Here is a 17060-nt window from a genome sequence, read left to right as displayed (position 1 = left end):
TGAGCGTATTCCGGGAAGGAGCAGCCTTGATGCGATCCACTGTTGGGCCTCGGTCGCATGTCCCCTCCTCACATGCATTCCGCTGCCCGTCTCGTAGCGTCAGCCCACGCACCGGCGAGCTGGGCGCGGAGGTGGGCCTGGCGGGCGTGGTGGTGCTGCCGCTCCAGCCGCCAGGCGCAGAGGTGGCAGGCCGCGAGGGTGACGGTCTCGCCTTCGACGGTGAGTGTGCCCAACTCGGCTACTTGGGTGACTTCCTCGCACTTGAAGCAGAACCCGGTCGTCCAGGCGAAGCGGAGTCGGAACTCGGCCAGCGGGTTCCGGTCACGTCGGAGTCTCACGTCCTGTCGCTCCAGCTCCAGCTCGACCGAGGTAGGGGGAGAGGGATGGAAGAGGTGACGTCGCGGCGCTGGATCTCGCGCTCGATGACGAAGGCGACCTCGGGCCACGGCAGCGCCATCGGTGAGGTGAGGCTCCAGAACCCGTGGCTCGCCCGGACCAGGGCGCTGACCCCGAGCGGTGCCGCGTCGGCGGGAACGCCGGCAAGGATACGACGGAGTATCCCGCCGGCCCCTCGTGCCGCAGGGGCGATGCCGTTACCGACGAGCAGCGTCGCGGTTCGAACGGCGTCGAGCACGTCGGCGTCCATACCGGCCGTCGCGAAGCGGCCGAAGGCCAGCTCCCACCACGGGCGACGGGTGCGAGCCCAGGCCAGGCGCTCAAGGCCGGAGCCCAGGTCCACCGCCATGCAGCTGGGATCCGCAGCATTCCACAGCAGGACGATGTCACCGATGGGAAGGTCCAGGTGTCGGAAGTGCACTGTGAGGCCGCGGACTTCGCGGCGTTGCCAGATGGCGTTGCGGCCATGGATGGTGAGGTGTCTGGCGTGGAGCCCGATGCCGGACAGCACTGTGAGCCAGTGATCGAAGATTTCGGTGAACTCGGCTGTCCGATTGACGGGTTCGATGCGCGAGATGTTGACGAACGAGGTGAGGAACCCCTCCCTCAGAGCGCCGACATGGTCCCGCTCACCGGTCAGTCTGACAACCGGCTGGGGAAGGTAGCCACGGCGGAAGACGTACGGCTTGCCGTCCTTGAGGAGCGGGTCGAGCGCTTGGACGGCGGAGATCGTCAGCTCGGTGTCCCAGCCCCACCGCATGGGCAGCGGCCTCGCACGGGCGACGCCCGCCGCACGGAAGCCACTCTCCAATTGCTCTAGCAGACCAGCCCACTGGAGCGGTCGACTGGCCGGCCGGTACGGCGTCCCCCGGTCGCGGTGGCGGATCTCGAAGCGGCCGTCGGCATGGTGCTCGATGTCCCACTGTGTGCCGAGTCCGAGGCGGTCGCTCAGGAGATTGACCGGCCTGGACGGTGAGTCCGCGGTCAGCACGGCCTGGTCGCCAGAGCGCGGAAGTGCCGCTCGGGGTCGAACCGGCTCAGGCCGATGTCCTGTACGGTCCGCGCATCCAGGTCCAGGCACCGCTCGATCGCTGTCGCAAGCGCCAAGGCCACGTCCTCGTCGTCGTGCTCAGGAACGACTCTGGCAACGGCGCCGGTGCTCTCGCACAGAGCCGCCTCCGCACAGGTGCCGTCTCGCCAGCAGAGCGCGGCGACGGGCGTGCCAGCACGCAGGGACTCCCCGAACACGGCGGCGCCGGCCTCCACGTAGCTTCGTGAGCAGGTGTAGACGTAGACCGAGGCATCGGAGAACGCGGCCGTCTTGGCCACCCCTCCGACTTCACCGACCCAGCTGACGTGATCGGCTGCGAAGAGTGCCTGGTGATGTCGCACGTAGTCGTTGTCGAAGACCGGTCCGACGATGCGTATCCGCCGGCCGAGCAACTGGGCCGCGCGCACCGCGAGGTGCGGCGCCTTCTCCTCGTCGATCCGGCCGAGCCAGACGAGGTCGCGGCCGGGCCTGGCGGGAGGTTCGGCTTCACCGAGCCCGAGGTGGACTGCGTGCTCCAGCACCGGCGTGTGGGCGGCGTACAGCCCCGCCATCTCGGGCGAGTAGCAGTACAGCCGGGAGCGCTTCGCGTCGAAGGCGTCGGCGGCGTGCCGGAAGACCGGCGAGTGCTGGAAGGTCGCGACGTCGCAGTCGAGATCGGCCCAGACCCGACGCCACCCGGGGAGCGATGGGTACTCGTGTCCGACCACGAGCAGGTCGTAGCCGGTGGAACGCAGGTCACGAGTCTGCCGGGTACCCGGCTGGAGGTCCTCTAGGCGGACCGGGCGCAACGCCCAGTCGTCCGCGAGGTTGGTCCTCCAGCCGGGGCCGAGGAGGTGTACGTCGGCGCCTGCGGCTCGGGCGCCTTCCGCCACTGCCCAGAGCCAGCGTTCGATCCCGCCGTAGCCGACGGGTGGGAAGGTGTAGCTGCTGGGGAAGTCGCAGATGCCGACTAACACTTATGCCTCCGTTGTTCCGTCCGCCGAGATCCGGCGGAATCCGAGGTAGGGCACCAGGGCCTCGGGCAGGACGACGGACCCGTCCTGCTGCTGGCACTGTTCGAGAAGGGCGGCCAGGGTGCGGCCGATGGGCAGTCCGGAGCCGTTGAGGGTGGCGACGGGCTTGGTCTTGCCGTGCTCGTCACGGGTGCGGATGCCTGCTCGGCGGGCCTGGAAGGAGCCGCAGTCCGAAACGGAGGAGATCTCGCGGTAGGTCTGCTGGCTGGGCAGCCAGACCTCGATGTCGTAGGTGATCTGGGCGGAGAAACCGAGGTCGCCGGCGGCGAGCTGGACGACCCGGTAGGCCAGTCCCAGCTCCTTGAGGCAGGCTTCGGCGTGGCTGAGCATCTTCTCCAGCTCCGCCTGGGAGTCCTCGGGGTCGCAGATGCGGACCATCTCGACCTTGGAGAACTGGTGCTGGCGCAGGATGCCGCGGGTGTCGCGGCCGTAGGAGCCGGCCTCCGAGCGAAAGCACGGGGTGTGCGCCGTGAGGGCCAGGGGGAGTTCGGCGGGCGGGATGATCTCGTCCGCGTAGAGGTTGGTGAGCGGGACCTCGGCGGTCGGGATCAGGAAGAGCTCACGGTCACCCATACCCGTGGCGAAGAGGTCCTCCTCGAACTTCGGGAGCTGGCCGGTGCCGGTCATGGTCTGCCGGGTCACGAGGTACGGGACCGCGTGCTCGACGTAACCGTGCCGCTTGGTGTGCAGGTCCAGGAAGAGCGTCGCCAGGGCACGCTCGATGGCGGCGCCGGCACCGCGCGAGACGCTGAACCGGGAGCCGGAGAGCTTGCTCGCGCGGGCGAAGTCGAGGATACCGAGGGCCTCGCCGAGGTCCACGTGGTCCTTCGGCTCGAAGGAGAAGGACGGCGGCGCGCCGAAGCGACGGATCTCGACGGCGTGCTCGTCCGAGTTCCCCTCGGGGGTGCTGTCGAGAGGCAGGTTGGGAATGGTCAGCAGGAAGTCGCGCAACTCCTGCTGCACCTGCTCCTGCTCCGCCTCGGCCGATCGGATCTCTTCCTTGAGCTCGCGGGCTCGGTCCTTCAGCGTCTCGGTGTCACCGCCCTGGCGGGCCGCCTGCTGGACCTCCTGGGCGACCCGCTTCGACTCGGCCCGCAGCTCGTCGACGCGGGTGATGAGCTGGGACCGGCGGGACTGAAGAGACTCCAACGCAGAGAGATCCAGGGTGTAGCCGCGGCGGGCGAGGCGGCGGACCGCCTCGGAGCCCATCTCGATGAGGGCGCGGGGATCATGCATGGGAGTCTGTCTCCTCCAGCTGAACGGATGGTTCGTCGAAGGTAGCAAGGACGCGCTCGTCCTCTGGCCGCGACGACCATCCGCCCGCTGCTACGGTCTCCTGCTCCTCCGCGGCCAGGTCGTCGAGCAATGTCCCTACGAGCCTTTCGAGTTCGTCATCCTCGATCCCGACCAGGTACAGGCAAGGCACCTCATCGAAGAAGATCGGCATGGCCCGACCCGGGCCATCGCGCGAAGTCCGTCTCCGCCACCGCAGCACGGCGGCCAGTAGGCCGTGTGCGACGACCACCCGGGGCGACGGCAGGTGGAGCATCCCTCGGAGTCCCACCAGCATTCTGCGGACGGCTCCGCGCTGGGACTCGGCCGCGCCGGGCGGGTGCGCCCATGGTCCGGCGACGACGAGCCAGCGCGCGTACTCGGTGAAGGGTCCGCCTTCGAACCGCCCGTAGTCGACTTCGTTGAGCGCGGGTTCGACCCTGATGGGCCGGTCCGCGTCGCCCATCAACAGCGTGGCCGTCTCACTCGTGCGGGCGAACGCCGAGGCGACCCAGGTGCCCGGCTGAACGGCGGCGACCACGCCGCCGCCGGTCCGACAGGCGACGCGCCCCGCCGGATCCAGCGAAAGATCGACCTTCGGGTCGCCGTTGACGCGGTGGGTCGCGCTGTAGCAGGTACTGGCATGACGCAGGAGGTAGGTGGTCACGCGTGCCCGCTCCTCTCATTCGTCGCCGTGAGGCCGCGGTCGCCGGCCAGCCCCGCGATCACCCGCTCCATCACGGAGGCGCGGTCGTCACCCAGCTCCCGGTAGTAGAGGAGCCCGTCCACGCAGAGGGCGAGGCTCCAGTGCCGCAGCCGACGCGGATCGAGGCCGGCGACTGCGACGGCGATCCCGAAACGCTTGCGGGTACCCGTGCCCAGGTCGTAGTAGACGGTCCAGAACGCCCAGTCGAAGACCTCGTCGCCGACCATCGGCAGGGGGTCCGCGAGGACCGGCTTCTGTTCGTCGTCGAAGAGGACGTTCTCCCGGTAGACGTCCGCATGAAGAACCGAAGCGCGCGCCCCGTCCGGGCGCAGACCGGTGACCAAACCCTCGCCGAGCCCCGCCCAGTCGACCGCCAGCTGGGGGCGTTGGGCCGCCAGACGACGGTGCACCCGCGGGACCAGCTCGCATTCGAGGAAGTCGTGAAGACTGGGAAGCGCTGCGGTTTTGTTGTCCGAACCTCGGCCGAGACGATGCAGCTCCTGCAGAGCGGCGGCCACCGCCTCGAACTCGTGCGTCTCCGGCCCGGCGGAGCCGCCGGGGACGGCGGCGACCACCTCCAGGGCCGCGACACCGAGGTCGTCCGCGCGCTCGATCACCTGGACAGCCGGCCCGGTTGCCCAAATCCCGAGGGCAATCGTCTCGTTGCGATAGCGGTTGTGGTCGGGCCACGCCTTCAACAGAACCTCGCGTCCTCCGGAGCGTTCGTGCGCAACCATCAGCAAGGATGCGTGGCCGGCGTCGTGGTAGCTGCCGAGGGACAACTGCCAGCGGCGTGCGGCCTCGTTGAAGAGCTCGGGCGCGCGGGCGAGCCATCCGTGCACCTCCGGGCCGTAGTGGTCACGTAAGCGCCTCCAGGCGCCGCGCGGGGGCGGGAGCGTGTGCGACTCGGTGCGCATCAGCTGAGCCGGACCCCGTGGTGGACCAACTCGGCAGTAAGTTCCGGGAAGCCACCGAGAGCCAGGGTCACCTGGGCCCGGACCTTCTCGATCTCCGGATCCTCCGCCGCGAGGCGGATCAGGACCTTCCAGGGCTGGTCGAGCCGCTGACCGGTCGCGCTGACCAGGTGCACCTCGGCGTAGCTGCCGGTCTCCTCGTACAGGCGCTGGGCGAGCCGATTGGCTGCCAGGTTGTACAGCTTTCCGACGTGGTAGACGGGGTTCTTGCCGCTGGCCCCTTCCAGGTTCATCGGGCGGAGCGGGGTGATCAGGCCGTTGACCCGGTTTCCGCGGCCGACGACGCCTTCGTCGCCCGACTCGATGGAGCTGCCGGTGTAGGTCAGGTAGAGCTCGTCCTTCTCGGGGACGTCGCGGGCGTTGAGGAGGAAGGTGATCTCGATGCCGGGGAGGTGCTGCTCGGCGAACCGGGCGCACTCGGCCAGGACCTCCTCCTTGTTGGCGAGGTACGCAGCCCGGTGGGGCACGTGCTCGGACTTCTGCGGGACGCACAGGATGGCCTCGGCCTTGGTGCCGTCGAAGTGCCCCATCAGCTTCACGTCGGAGCCGCACCAGGGGTTCGCCAGGGTGAACTCGCTGACGCCGGAGAGGTGGTTGACGAGCGCGTGGGCGAACTGCTCGAACGGGGCCATCGGAGCCCAGCCGGTGCCGAGCGAGGTGTCGTTGGCGAGCAGGGTGTGGCGCTCGCGCAGGTCGTCCACCGAGCGGGGCGCGAACCAGCGCGACCGGTCGGTGCCGCTCTCGTCGGTGACCACCGCGCCGGGGCTGGGATTGCTGGTGATGTTGAAGACCAGGTCGAGGTGGCCGACGAGCTCGGGCAGCCGGTCGTGGAAGAACGCCGTGACGGCCTGCTCGACCAGCTCCCGTACCGGGATGTCCTCGCCGCCGCAGGCGTACGCGGCCCGGCCGTTGACCAGCACCTTCACCGGAGCCGTCATCCGGCCGGCGCCGTAGCGGACCTCGCAGGAGCCGCCGAGCAGCGCGAGCTTGTCGAAGTTGTGGTGGAGCACGGCGCCGAAGCGGTCGAGCGTGTAGCGGCTGTACACGCGGGAGAGCTCCTCGGCCAGGTGGTCGGCGAGGGTGTCGGGGTGGCCGAGTCCCTTGCGTTCCAGCAGGACGAGTTCGGTGGGGAGGTGACGCCCGGTCTCGATGGTGACGCTGCTGTTCTCCGCGGTCGTGCTGACTCGCTGCATGGCGATCTCCTCTTCCGTCGGTTCCGCTACGGCGGGCAGGTGCTTCCGTCGCGCTGATGCGCCGAACACCTGCACCTCAAGGCCGTAGCGGTGTGTAATGGGCGCTGAGCGCTGGGAAACATTCAGCACCGCCGGTGAACGGCCCGACCAGTGCCGGCATTCGGACAGCGACCGCCGTCCACAAGAGACGCCCAGGGGGATCACGTGCCGCGACCGCTGAAGCCTCTGGACCCCACCCGGTCCGCCGCCCACTGGTTCGGCGCGGAGCTCCAGTACTGGCGGAAGCTCAGGGGGTTGAGTCAGGACCGGCTTGGTCAGCTGGTCCATCTGAGTGGGGACCTGATCAGCAAGATCGAGCGGGCGGAACGGCCCTGCAAGCTTCACCACGCCCAAGCACTGGACACGGTCCTCGACACCGGCGGCGTGCTCGCCCGGAGCGTCGCGCTCGCCGAAGCCGAATTGGACAACCGCTCGGGGGAAATGGACAAACGGCGTGGTGCGGCCGTCAAGCCTCCCCGAAAGGATCTGCTCGGGGGCAGGCTGGAATTACCACCCCCAGCCTCCGAGTGGAACGAGTCCGACCCCATGGAACGACGGAACTTCCTCGCCGCGACGAGTGCAGCTCTCGCCGCAGGCCCTCTGGCTCAGCTGCTGACCTCCACCCCGGCTGCTGCCGTACCGGAGGTCGTCCGGCCCGCCGACATGGAGCAGATCCGCACCGCTGCGACCACGCTGCGCAGCTGGGACAACCTCTACGGCGGTGCCGGCGTCGTGCGCGACACGGCGCTCGCTCAACTCCGCTGGGCTGCAGGCCTCCTGAACAGCCGCTGCCCCGATCCGCTGCGGGCTGAGCTGTTCGGCGCCGTAAGCCGCCTGGCGACCGTGGTCGGCGCCTCGGCGTTCGACGCCTTCGCCCACGAAGACGCCCACCGGCTCTTCGCCTTCGCCACCTCGTGTGCCGAGGAAGTGGACAACTGGCCGCTCCGCGCCATTTCCTACAACCTCCGCTCCCGTCAGGCCATCTGGCGAGGCGATCCCGACTCCGGGCTCACGTTCGCCGAACTCGGTCTGGCCCGTGCGGACCGGCTCTCTCCCGCCGAACGGTCCATGCTCCACAACGCCCGCGCCCGTGCGCTGGCGAAGATGGGCCGCACCCAGCAGACCATGGCCGCGATCGGGGCTTCCGACGACTCGTTCGCCGCCATCGCCCCGGCCGCCGAGGGACCGTGGATGGCGTACTACGACAGCGCCCAGCACCATGGGGACACCGGCCACGCACTGTTCGACCTCGCCCTCGCCGGCCACCCGCCGGAGGAGGCGCTCCGGCGGCTGCAGGCCGCGGTCGACGGGCACGGTGAAGGCTTCGCAAGGTCCCGTGCGTTCTCCCGGACCAAGCTCGCCACGCTCCGGATGGCAGCCGGCGACCCGGAGCAGGCCCTGAGCGAGAGTCGTAGCGCACTCGCCGAGGTCAGCGACCTCCGCTCATTGCGGGCCAACCACGAGCTGGCCGAGCTCGGCCGGGTCGCCCAACGCCACCGCAGCCTTGCCGATATCCGGGACCTGCGGGAACAGATCGCCGCTACGGTGGCGGCGTGAGCGACCCCAGTGACTCCCGTTCCGTCCTCCTCAAGGCGTGTGCGGAGGTCGGCCTCTCCGCGGCGGGGGCCGAACCGATCCGGATCGGCGAGAACGCGCTGTGGCGCTTGCCGCTCGGGGTCGTGGCCCGTATCAGTCGTCCTGGGCAATCGACTGCCGCGAGCCGCGAACTGGCGGTCGCCCGGTGGCTCCACGACTGCAGGGTACCTGCGGTACGCCCGCTCGACCACCTCCGGGAACCAGTGGACGTGGACGGCAACCCGGTGACCTTCTGGCACGAGTTGCCCCCGCACCGGCCAGGAGCCGCTGCCGACATCGCGCCGTTACTCCGACGCGTCCACCGACTTCCCGTTCCGGACATCCCGTTGGGTGCCCTCGACCCGTTCGTCCGGCTTGACGCCCGGATCGACGATGCGGCCACCCTCGACGACACTCAGCGACACTGGCTGCGCGGCTGCTTGGCCGAACTCCAAACGGCATGGCGCAACCTCCCCCCAGGCCTGCCCACGAGCGTCATCCACGGCGATGCCTGGCGCGGCAATGTGGCGGTCACACCCACCACGAACTACCTGCTCGACTTCGAACGGACTTCCCTGGGGCCTCCCGAGTGGGACCTCACAGCCACCGCCGTCGGATACGACACCTTCGGCACCGTTTCGGACAGGGAGTACGCCGCGTTCTGCGAGGCGTACGGAGCCAACGTGATGACCTGGGCTGGCTACCCGGTCCTGCGGAGTATCCGTGAGCTCCGGGTCACCTGCTTCGCTCTCCAGCATGCGGCGGCCGATCCGGCTCGACACCAGGCGGAAGCCCACTACCGTCTCTCCTGTTTGCAGGGACAGAAAGGTCCTCGCCCGTGGGGCTGGACAGCTGTCAGCTGAGATGTCGGTGTGAGGGACGAGCCCGACCGCGATGCCTGCACCTGTTCGGCGGCTGCGGAGGCTCCGTACCCGCCCAGCCGAAGTTGGTCACCGTGGTCGGCGCACCTGGTCGGGTGCGACCAGCGGCGGCGGTGTGATGACCGGGGTAGCCGGTGTGCCGGTGGCGCGATTGACGGTGGTGCGGGCGCGGGCTGCCCTGGTGCGCAGTTCGTCGAGGGTGGCAGCTGGTGCGGGGGTGGGGAGGCCCGCGTCGCGGCGGATGCGCCAGGTGAGGACGGCGGCGGGTGAGTCGGCGGTGGTGAGTTCGCGTCGTCCGGTGGCGTTGGTGAGCAGGGTGGTCGGGTTGTGGCCGGCGGCTTCGGCTTGGGCGAGGGTGGCGGCGAGGGCTGCCCAGTTGTCCTCGGCGAGGAGTCGGGTGGCCTGGTCGCCGGGCAGGGTGCGGCGGACGGCGTCGGCCTGCCGGTCGTGGTCGGGCTTCGGGAGGAGCCGTCCTTCGAGGGTGAGGTGGGCGATCGGCTTGGCCGCGTGGCGGGTGTAGGCGGCGCGAAGGTGGTCCGCCGCCGTGCGGGCGGCGTCGGCCTGGTGGCGGTGGCCTTGGGCGGCGTGCCACTTGGCGATCACGATGGCGAGCAGCACGAGGCTGGTCAGGACCGTAGCGGCGGCGGTGCCGTCCTCTCCCCGGCCGGTGGCGGGTCCGGCGTGGAGGAGTTCTCGGGCGGCGGGGCGCATCGCGCGCAGGTCGGCGCCGGCTGCGCGGGTGTGGGCGGTGCGGGTGTACTCCAGGGCTCGTGCGGCCTGGTGGAGTTCCTTCCTGCTGAGGGTCGGGCTGGTGGCGGCGAGTGTGTCGAGGACTTCGAGGCCGCCTCGGATCACCGCCTCCGCGCGGGCGGCGTCCTGGTCGTTGTCGAAGGCCGGGTAGGCACGTTCGATGGTGGTGCTGGCCCGGTGGCGGCCGTCAGCGGGCCAGGTGCGGGGGTCGGGCGTGGGGAAGGCGGGTTCGTCGACGCCGAGGGCGAAGCGTGCCTGGATCTTCGGCTGGGTGAGGTCGGAGGCGAGCTTGCTGCCGGAGAACCAGATCGGTCCGCTTTTGTCGCCGTTGGGGAGGGCGAACTTGTAGCCGGTCACGTCGCCGGAGGGCGCACGGCGCACGCCGAGGAGAACGCCCTTCGCAATGAGCCGGGCAGTGAACTCCTCCTCGTCCGCGGCTCCGGCCAGTGCCTGGCGTACGGCGGTGCGCAGGCGGTCGCGGTCGGTGCCCTCCCGGCCGAGGCGCTGGGCCTTGTGCAGCTCCTTGCCCTTGGCGCGCTTGGGGATCGCATCCCGGTACTCGCGGGTGCGGGTCTCGGAGAGGTCGCGCAGCCCGTACTGGCTCTCGATCTTGGTGAGCTCGTCCTCGACGCGGTACTGGTCGCCGCGCAGGCGGGCCTGTGTGAGGTCGGCGCGGACGACGGTGGCGAGGATGTGGATGTGGTCGTCGGCGTGGCCCAAGCCGATCTGCTGTGCCGCAGGCGAGTGCTGCAAGCGGCTGCTGTCCGTGCGGATGATCCAGTCCGTGCACGCCGTGCTCCGCAACACGCTGGAGCACGCCGTCCGAGAGGAGCTGATCAACAAGAACGTGGCCAAGCTCGTGAAGGTCCCCGCGCCCGACTATCGGATCGGCAAGGGCCTGACCACCGATCAGGCCAAGCTCGTACTCAAGGAGCTGAGTGGCCACCGCCTGCACACCCTGTACGTGCTCGCGCTGATGCTCGGCATGCGCCGGGGCGAGCTGCTCGGCCTTCGCTGGAGCTCCGTCGACCTGGAGCGCGGCACCCTCACGGTGAGCACCAACCTCCAGCGGGTCGACGGCGAGCTGCGATTCGTCCTGCCCAAGACGCTGTCCTCCGAGCGCACCCTGCCGCTGCCCGCGCCGGTCCTCGCCGCCCTTGTGGACCACCGGGAGCGTCAGGCCGTCGAGCGGGCCGCCGCCGGCATGGACTGGCAGGAGAATGACCTCGTCTTTCCGTCCCGGATCGGCACCCCGTACGAGCCGGACAACCTGCGCCGCAGCTGGCACGCGGTCCGCGGTCGCCTCGGCCTGGACGATCTCCGCTTCCACGACCTCCGCCACACCTGCATCACCCTGCTGCTCGACCTCGGAGTGCCCCCGCACATCGTCCGGGAGATCGCCGGCCACAGCGACGTCGGCGTGACCATGAAGGTCTACGCGCACGCCTCCCTCGCCGAGCGCCTCAAGGCCCTGAGTCGCCTCGGGGAGGCGCTCTCCTCGCGTCGCGATCTGGCTCAGCAGTCCGTTCGGTGCTCGGCGAGACCCACTGGGTCTCGCCGAGCACCGAATGGGGGGCTTCGCGATCAAGACGTGCACTCTGCCGGCAAGTTGGACAGGCTTGACGACCAGATCGGTGCGCTTGCCACCGCACCTGCGGTGGGAAGCGCACCGGGCATAGCCGAGACTGATACGGCATCGTTGAATGCGCGGTAGCCTTACGCGGTGGACTCAATCACGCTGATGGTTCCAGGGGCCGAACGATGAGTGACGACCGGCGTGACCCCTATCCGGGTGACGTCCGAGCCGGCGGCGACTCGCTACGTCATCTCCTGAGTTCGCTTCTTGGATCAGCCCCTGAGCCCTCGCCGAAGCTCAGTGATGACGAGCTCGTCACAGAGATCCGCAAGGCTGCCGCGGTCGCTGATCCCGAGTAACCGAGGCGAGCGTGACATGCGTCCGATCACGGTCCGGTTCGCTCCAGCAGGACGAGATCGCCCAGTTTCTCCCGCAGGAGCCGCAGGGTCCGCGAGGTTGAGCTGCGTACCGTGGCTGGTGAGCAGCTCATGATCTGGGCAGTCTCATCAATGCTCAAGTCCTCCCAGTAACGGAGGAAGACCAGGCTCCGCTGCCTCGGTGTGAGAGTTGAGAGTGCGGCGAGCAGCAGCAGCCGGTCGCCGACGCGGTAGGTCTCCTCCTGTGCAGGCTCCGGTTCGGGCAGCACGTCCTGTGTCTGTTCGCGGGTCCAGCGACGCCCCCTGCGTTCGCTGATGAACAGCCGAACCATCACCGTGCGTGTGTAGGCGGACAGCTCGTCCCGCCGCTCCAGCTGACACCAGTGTCTGTAGAGGGCGATCAGCGTCTGTTGAACCAGGTCGTCGGCCGCGAACCAGTCTCCGACCAGTACAAATGCGTTGCGCCTGAGTGCGAGTCGCGCTTCTTTGACGTACTGAGCGAAGTCATCATCGGGCTGATCATCACGACCTGTCATTCGTTAGTCCCCCCAAAGTCCATGTAAACCCCTAGCCCCCGTAATCCCCGCAAATCCGACGCCGAAAATTTACCTCGTTCCTGAGACAGCGCGCCGACCGGTCAGGCGCGTGTAGAGGGTGAAGCCGCTCGAAGCGTAGGAGCTTGGCCGGGCCCCGCTACTGCCCAGCAGTCAACCAGGCAGTGCTCCGTCCCGCCAGTGGCTTGGGAGTCGAGGCGCCACTAGAGGTGCCGTAAGAGCTGTCGAACAGTGGGGAGTTGGGATGAGGACGCTTGATGAGACGCCCCTGAGCGGGGCCGTTCCCGCGTCCCTGCGGGCTATGGGAAGACTGGTGTCGCCATACGGGCTGGTTTCCCGGCTGACCTGGCTGCCGGTGACCGAAGGGGAACCCGACTTCCCGATTTTCTCCGGCTCCTTGGGAAATCCGGGGGCAGCACTTTCCGCCCAATCAGAGTGGGTGCACGACCCGTCCTCCGGTAACTTTGACGGGGCGGGCGGGGCGCTGGATCGTGAGACGGCGGCCCATCTGGCAGCAGCCGAATCCCTGGAGCGCTACTCCTCGTGTGCCTGGCATCCGGAGGACATGATCTGGGCGACGGCCGCCGAGCTGGGCGAGGATGCCATCCCGCCATGGGAGTGGCCGAATTGCTCGGCGGCTGAGCTCTCCGATCTGCGGAGCGGCCTGGTGCCGACCGACCCGAGGGTGCCGCTGCGCTGGGTCGAGGGCTGGTCGTTCGCGCGGCGCCGCAAGGTGTTCGTACCAGCGGTACAGGTCTATCTGAAGTGTTCTCCGGAGTCCGCGGCTGAGCGCTACCTGCATCCTGTCTCCACCGGCTGTGCCACGCACTCCGAGCCGCTCGCCGCTGTCGCCAACGGCCTCCTCGAAGTCGTTGAGCGGGACTCGATCGCACTGACCTGGTTGCAGCGACTGAGGCTGCCCCGGCTCGAGTTCAGCCTCGACCAACTGGCCTCTGAACACCGGGCGTACGTCGAGCGGGCGAGTTCCGAGAACATCCGGACCCTCCTCTTCGACGCCACCACGGATCTCGGGGTTCCGGTCGTGTACGGGGTTCAGCTGGCCGACCACGACCACACCCTCGCCCAACTGGTGGTCGCTACCTGCGATGTGGACCCGGGCCGGGCGATCGCGAAGCTGTACCGGGAGGCCGCCTCGTTGCGCATCGCGCTCCGCTCCATGTCGGGCAGGAGCGGTCGCCCGGCGTCCCCGGAGGACACACTGAGTGTCATCGGCGGAGCACTCCTGGCCGGGCCGCCGGACCAGCGACACCGATTCGACTTCCTGCTGGAGGGCAACCGCCCGGCCCGGAACCTGGCCGACCTCGCTTGCCCGGCCCCGGGAACGCAGACCTTGCCGTGGCTGCTGGAGCGGCTGGGCCGGGCCGGCTGCGAAGTGGTGGTCGTGGACATCACCACGGACGAGGCAAGGCAGGTGGGGGCAACCGTCGTCCGGGTCCTGGTCCCGCAGCTGATGCCGCTCTCCTTCGCCCACCGGGCCCGTTACCTCGCCCACCCGCGCCTCTACCAGGCACCTCGGGCCATGGGCCACCCGGTGCACGCAGAGAAAGACATCAACCCCGTTCCGCAGCCCTTCGCGTGAGGTCGGATCATGGAAAAGCATCTACTCGTGCTGGCCGCAGGGCCGTTCGGCAAGGACGTCGCAGACCGTCTGAAGCGCAGGTACCGCGTTACCCGGCAGGAGGTCGACTCCGGTACGCACCCGAGCCTGTGGCCACACGCAGACCTGATCGTGCTGGCGACCTCCCACGAGCGTCCGCGGATCGCCGAAGCACTGGACCGGGCCGCCTTTGCCTGGCGCATCCCGTGGATCGCCGTCCACGCCGGTGCCACCGAGGTCCAGTGCGGGCCGGTGGTGGTACCCGGCCGGACCGCCTGCCACCAATGTTTCGTCCGCCGGCGTGAGCAGCACAAACGTCCGGAGCATCCCACCAGCGGAAGCGGTGATCGGCATCCGTCCGGCTACCCGGTCCACCACGTCGGCGTGGCGGCCGCGTTCGCGTGCCAGGCCGTCGACGAGGTGTTCGGCGCATCGGAGGCCGCTGGGATCGGCGGCACGGTGCGGAGATTCGACCAGGTCAGCGGGATGACGAGCAAGGCCACCGTAGTGGCTGTGGACCGCTGCCCGCGATGCCGTGCCCGGGTTGCCGGTGACGAGCTGTGGCGCGAACTCGCGCCGATAGAGGAAGGGCAGAGTCTGTGAGCGGGCAGTCCGTGATCACCGCGGAGACCATCGGCGCGGCTGCACGGTTCGACCCCCAACTGCGCGTTCCGCAGCGGCCGAGGCTCCGTCGCGGGCTTGTGGTCACCTGTGAGTCCGAGCAGGTGGTGGTCGAGGGCGCACCGAAGAAGCAGCTGTTCCGCGGCAGGTCGGCAGTGGATCTGCTTCCCGCGCTGCTGGAGCTGTTGGACGGCAACCGTACCCACACCCAACTCGCCGATGCGCTGTACCGGCCCGAGGAAGTCGTCTTCAAGGCGCTCTCGTTGCTGTGGACCTGCGGAGTCGTTGAGGAGGGGCCCCCACGCGAGCCTCTGGCTGAGGCGGTGGACGACCGGCTCGCCGACTACCTATCGCGGATAGGCAGCGCCACCGAGGCCAACCCTGCCTGGGAGCAGGCGGCCGCGCGGCTCCGGTCCGCCCGGGTCGAGATCTTCGGCGATCCGGCACTTTCCGAGCTGCTCCTGACGGAACTTGCCGGCTCGGTCGGGGCGGAGCGTGGGAAAGGTGCGAACCCATCCGAGGGGACCACCCTCGCGGTGTGGATCGATGCGCCGTACGCCCATGGGGCGCTGTACGAGGACGGCACCGGGCTGCGCCGCTTCCTTGCGGAGTGCTGCTGGGACACCGGTATCCCGCTGCTGCGGCTTCGGGTGGCCGGCCGCCGGGCTGCCCTGGGCCCGCTCGCCGATCCACGGAGCACCCCCTGCCTGGACTGCTTGACCGCAGGCGAGGATAGCGACGAGCGGATGGTGGTCGACGGCGACCACGCCCTCGCCGTCGCGCTCTTCGCCCGGGACCTGTTCGCGGCCGTGTCCCGGACGACCCCCTCGCCCCTGCCGATGCGTTGGCGCGTGGTGGACCTCGAAACCCTCGCACAGAAGGACACCTCGTCGGCGACCCGGCCAGGTTGCCCGCGCTGTTCCGTCGCCGAGGGGCCGATCGCCGAGCGAGCGTCGTTGGCGACCCGCTTCGAGGCCTCGGTGGCCATGCCGCCCAAGGAGTTTGCCGATCTGAAGGCACATCAGATGCACTACAAGCCTTCCAACCTCGCATTGCAGCAGGTGTCGCGGCATTGGCCGGTCGCACCGGCGGTCGAGCTCCCCGCGCCCTCGCATGAGCGCCTGTCGCGAACGGTTGAGTCCACGAAGTTGGACGCCGACGCGCTCTCGCTACTGCTGTCCGTCACCGCCGGGATCAAGGGCGAGAGCGAGGAACGGGTGGCCCGGTGGACGGCAAGCGGGGGCAACATCGGCTCGGTGACCGCGTACGCGGTGATCCGCCGAGTACCCGGGATCGAGCCGGGGATCTACGGTTACGTCTTGACCGAACACCGCCTCGCCCGGCTGTCGTCGAGGACGGACGCGGTCCCCGGGTACCAGCCGGCGACCCTGGTTCTGACCGGCGACTTCCCCAAGGTAGCCCGTAAGTACTCGGCCTTCGCCCTGCGGATCGTCTTGTTGGACAGCGGGTGTGCGCAGGCGACCGCCCGCGAGGTGGCGCGCACCCTCGGGCTGGACTTCGCGTTGCGTCCGCGATGGAACGACGACGGCATCGCGGCGGCTCTCGGGATCAACGCCGACGTGGAGCCCATCACCGCGGTCATCGACCTGGGAGGCAACCAGTGAGCAGTCCGCACGACCTTGCAGCGGAACTCATCAGCGCGTTCCGGACACCCGCATCCCTGGGGAGCGTTCCCAGGCGAAGGCGGTCCGCTCCGGATCCGCTGGGACCTACCGTCCGGTTCGATCCCGGAGATCGCTCCCGCGCGGATCTCCTGACTGTCCTCAAGGCACGGACGTCTGTCAGGTTCTTCGACCCGGGCACGGTCCCCGCCGCGCTGCTGGCCGAGGTGGTCGCCCGTGGCATCGAGGATGATGCCGGGTCCTGGGCGGACGAGCAGGACCACTGCCCCCTGCAGACCGACGTAGTGGCCTTCAGGCTCGCGGGACTGGAGCCCGGTATGTACTCCCTCGACGCGGGCGAGCGCTGCTACACCCGGGTAGCCCAGCTGCCCACCCCCGAGGCGCTGCACGATCTGACACTGCAGTGGGAGTTCTGCGAATCCGCCGCGATCGTGTCGGTCGCGGCGGATCTCGACCGGGCGAGTGAACTGCATGGACCGCACGGCTACCGGATGCTGCTGACCCGGGCATCCGCCGCTGCGTACACGATGTGGCTCGATGCCGTTGCCGCCGGTCTGGTGGGCACCGTCTTCGCGGGCTTCATCCCGGCTTCGGTACGCCTGCCGCTTCGCAGTGACGGGGCCAGCCGGCACCAGATCTTCGCCCTTGCCCTTGGTGGCGCGCCCGTACCGCCACCTCACACGCTCCCGGGGCCGACCGGCCACCGGTGATCCGCACAGAGAAAGGAGGAAGCCCCATGAGCGACTCGAACCCGTTCGAGCTTGACCTGCACACCATGGAACTGCCGGATGACGGCCTGTTCCTGGAGCAGGTCCCGGAGG

The 17060-nt window shown here is 69.3% G+C and carries 16 protein-coding genes; 7 read left to right on the top strand and 9 right to left on the bottom strand.

The genetic code is table 11. The annotated features are described in order from the left end of the window. Positions 1 to 68: 68 nt before the first annotated feature. The 7 genes from ACFWPI_RS08930 to ACFWPI_RS08900 form a co-directional block, all read right to left on the bottom strand. Positions 69 to 338 carry a hypothetical protein gene (locus ACFWPI_RS08930; RefSeq protein ID WP_380373582.1) on the bottom strand — a complete coding sequence of 90 codons (270 nt, stop codon included), beginning with the start codon at positions 336 to 338 and terminating at the stop codon, positions 69 to 71. Beyond that, positions 335 to 1387: a hypothetical protein gene (locus ACFWPI_RS08925; protein ID WP_380373584.1), complete on the bottom strand. Its 1053-nt coding sequence runs from the start codon at positions 1385 to 1387 to the stop codon at positions 335 to 337. Before ACFWPI_RS08925 ends, ACFWPI_RS08930 begins: the two co-directional genes overlap by 4 nt. Continuing rightward, positions 1381 to 2403, bottom strand: coding sequence for a glycosyltransferase (locus ACFWPI_RS08920; protein WP_380373586.1), 1023 nt, complete (start codon positions 2401 to 2403; stop codon positions 1381 to 1383). Before ACFWPI_RS08920 ends, ACFWPI_RS08925 begins: the two co-directional genes overlap by 7 nt. Continuing rightward, positions 2404 to 3696 carry a serine--tRNA ligase gene (gene serS / locus ACFWPI_RS08915; RefSeq protein ID WP_380373589.1) on the bottom strand — a complete coding sequence of 431 codons (1293 nt, stop codon included), beginning with the start codon at positions 3694 to 3696 and terminating at the stop codon, positions 2404 to 2406. It abuts the gene before it with no gap. Beyond that, positions 3689 to 4399: a histidine phosphatase family protein gene (locus ACFWPI_RS08910; RefSeq protein WP_380373592.1), complete on the bottom strand. Its 711-nt coding sequence runs from the start codon at positions 4397 to 4399 to the stop codon at positions 3689 to 3691. The genes serS and ACFWPI_RS08910 overlap by 8 nt, the downstream gene beginning before the upstream one ends. Further along, positions 4396 to 5280, bottom strand: coding sequence for an aminoglycoside phosphotransferase family protein (locus tag ACFWPI_RS08905; protein WP_380373595.1), 885 nt, complete (start codon positions 5278 to 5280; stop codon positions 4396 to 4398). Before ACFWPI_RS08905 ends, ACFWPI_RS08910 begins: the two co-directional genes overlap by 4 nt. 74 nt (positions 5281 to 5354) lie before the next feature. Beyond that, complete coding sequence (locus tag ACFWPI_RS08900; protein ID WP_380373597.1) at positions 5355 to 6605, bottom strand: methionine adenosyltransferase; 1251 nt, start codon at positions 6603 to 6605, stop codon at positions 5355 to 5357. Positions 6606 to 6755: 150 nt separating this feature from the next. On the opposite strand from ACFWPI_RS08900, the gene ACFWPI_RS08895 reads away from it, so the two are divergent. Together ACFWPI_RS08895 and ACFWPI_RS08890 are read left to right on the top strand one after the other, a co-directional pair. Beyond that, positions 6756 to 8201, top strand: coding sequence for a helix-turn-helix domain-containing protein (locus tag ACFWPI_RS08895; protein ID WP_380424683.1), 1446 nt, complete (start codon positions 6756 to 6758; stop codon positions 8199 to 8201). After that, positions 8198 to 9082: a phosphotransferase family protein gene (locus tag ACFWPI_RS08890; protein WP_380373603.1), complete on the top strand. Its 885-nt coding sequence runs from the start codon at positions 8198 to 8200 to the stop codon at positions 9080 to 9082. The genes ACFWPI_RS08895 and ACFWPI_RS08890 overlap by 4 nt, the downstream gene beginning before the upstream one ends. A gap of 87 nt (positions 9083 to 9169) precedes the next feature. Here the strand turns inward: ACFWPI_RS08890 and ACFWPI_RS08885 are convergent, their stop codons facing one another. Further along, positions 9170 to 10603, bottom strand: coding sequence for a hypothetical protein (locus ACFWPI_RS08885; protein ID WP_380373606.1), 1434 nt, complete (start codon positions 10601 to 10603; stop codon positions 9170 to 9172). A gap of 31 nt (positions 10604 to 10634) precedes the next feature. Between ACFWPI_RS08885 and ACFWPI_RS08880 the strand changes: the two genes are divergently transcribed. After that, a complete protein-coding gene (locus ACFWPI_RS08880; protein WP_380373608.1) occupies positions 10635 to 11564 on the top strand; it encodes a tyrosine-type recombinase/integrase in 930 nt (309 codons plus the stop codon). 247 nt (positions 11565 to 11811) lie between these two features. On the opposite strand, the gene ACFWPI_RS08875 is transcribed toward ACFWPI_RS08880, so the two are convergent. Further along, the gene (locus ACFWPI_RS08875; RefSeq protein ID WP_380373611.1) at positions 11812 to 12339 is read right to left on the bottom strand and encodes a SigE family RNA polymerase sigma factor; all 528 of its coding nucleotides are present in this window, start codon (positions 12337 to 12339) and stop codon (positions 11812 to 11814) included. A gap of 319 nt (positions 12340 to 12658) precedes the next feature. Between ACFWPI_RS08875 and ACFWPI_RS08870 the strand changes: the two genes are divergently transcribed. Genes ACFWPI_RS08870 through ACFWPI_RS08855 form a run of 4 tightly spaced genes read left to right on the top strand, consistent with a single transcriptional unit; the run spans position 12659 to position 16949 of the window. After that, positions 12659 to 13957, top strand: a complete 1299-nt coding sequence (locus tag ACFWPI_RS08870; protein WP_380373613.1) for a YcaO-like family protein — start codon at positions 12659 to 12661, stop codon at positions 13955 to 13957. Between the two features lie 9 nt (positions 13958 to 13966). Then, positions 13967 to 14578, top strand: coding sequence for a TOMM precursor leader peptide-binding protein (locus ACFWPI_RS08865; protein ID WP_380373616.1), 612 nt, complete (start codon positions 13967 to 13969; stop codon positions 14576 to 14578). Then, positions 14575 to 16221: a hypothetical protein gene (locus ACFWPI_RS08860; RefSeq protein WP_380373619.1), complete on the top strand. Its 1647-nt coding sequence runs from the start codon at positions 14575 to 14577 to the stop codon at positions 16219 to 16221. The genes ACFWPI_RS08865 and ACFWPI_RS08860 overlap by 4 nt, the downstream gene beginning before the upstream one ends. Further along, positions 16218 to 16949 (top strand): nitroreductase family protein, encoded by a 732-nt coding sequence (locus ACFWPI_RS08855; protein ID WP_380373621.1) that lies wholly within the window; start codon positions 16218 to 16220, stop codon positions 16947 to 16949. The genes ACFWPI_RS08860 and ACFWPI_RS08855 overlap by 4 nt, the downstream gene beginning before the upstream one ends. Positions 16950 to 17060: the final 111 nt, after the last annotated feature.

This window comes from Kitasatospora sp. NPDC058492 (genome assembly GCF_042720685.1).
GTDB lineage: Bacteria > Actinomycetota > Actinomycetes > Streptomycetales > Streptomycetaceae > Kitasatospora.
This window is presented reverse-complemented; position numbering and strand designations above follow the sequence as displayed.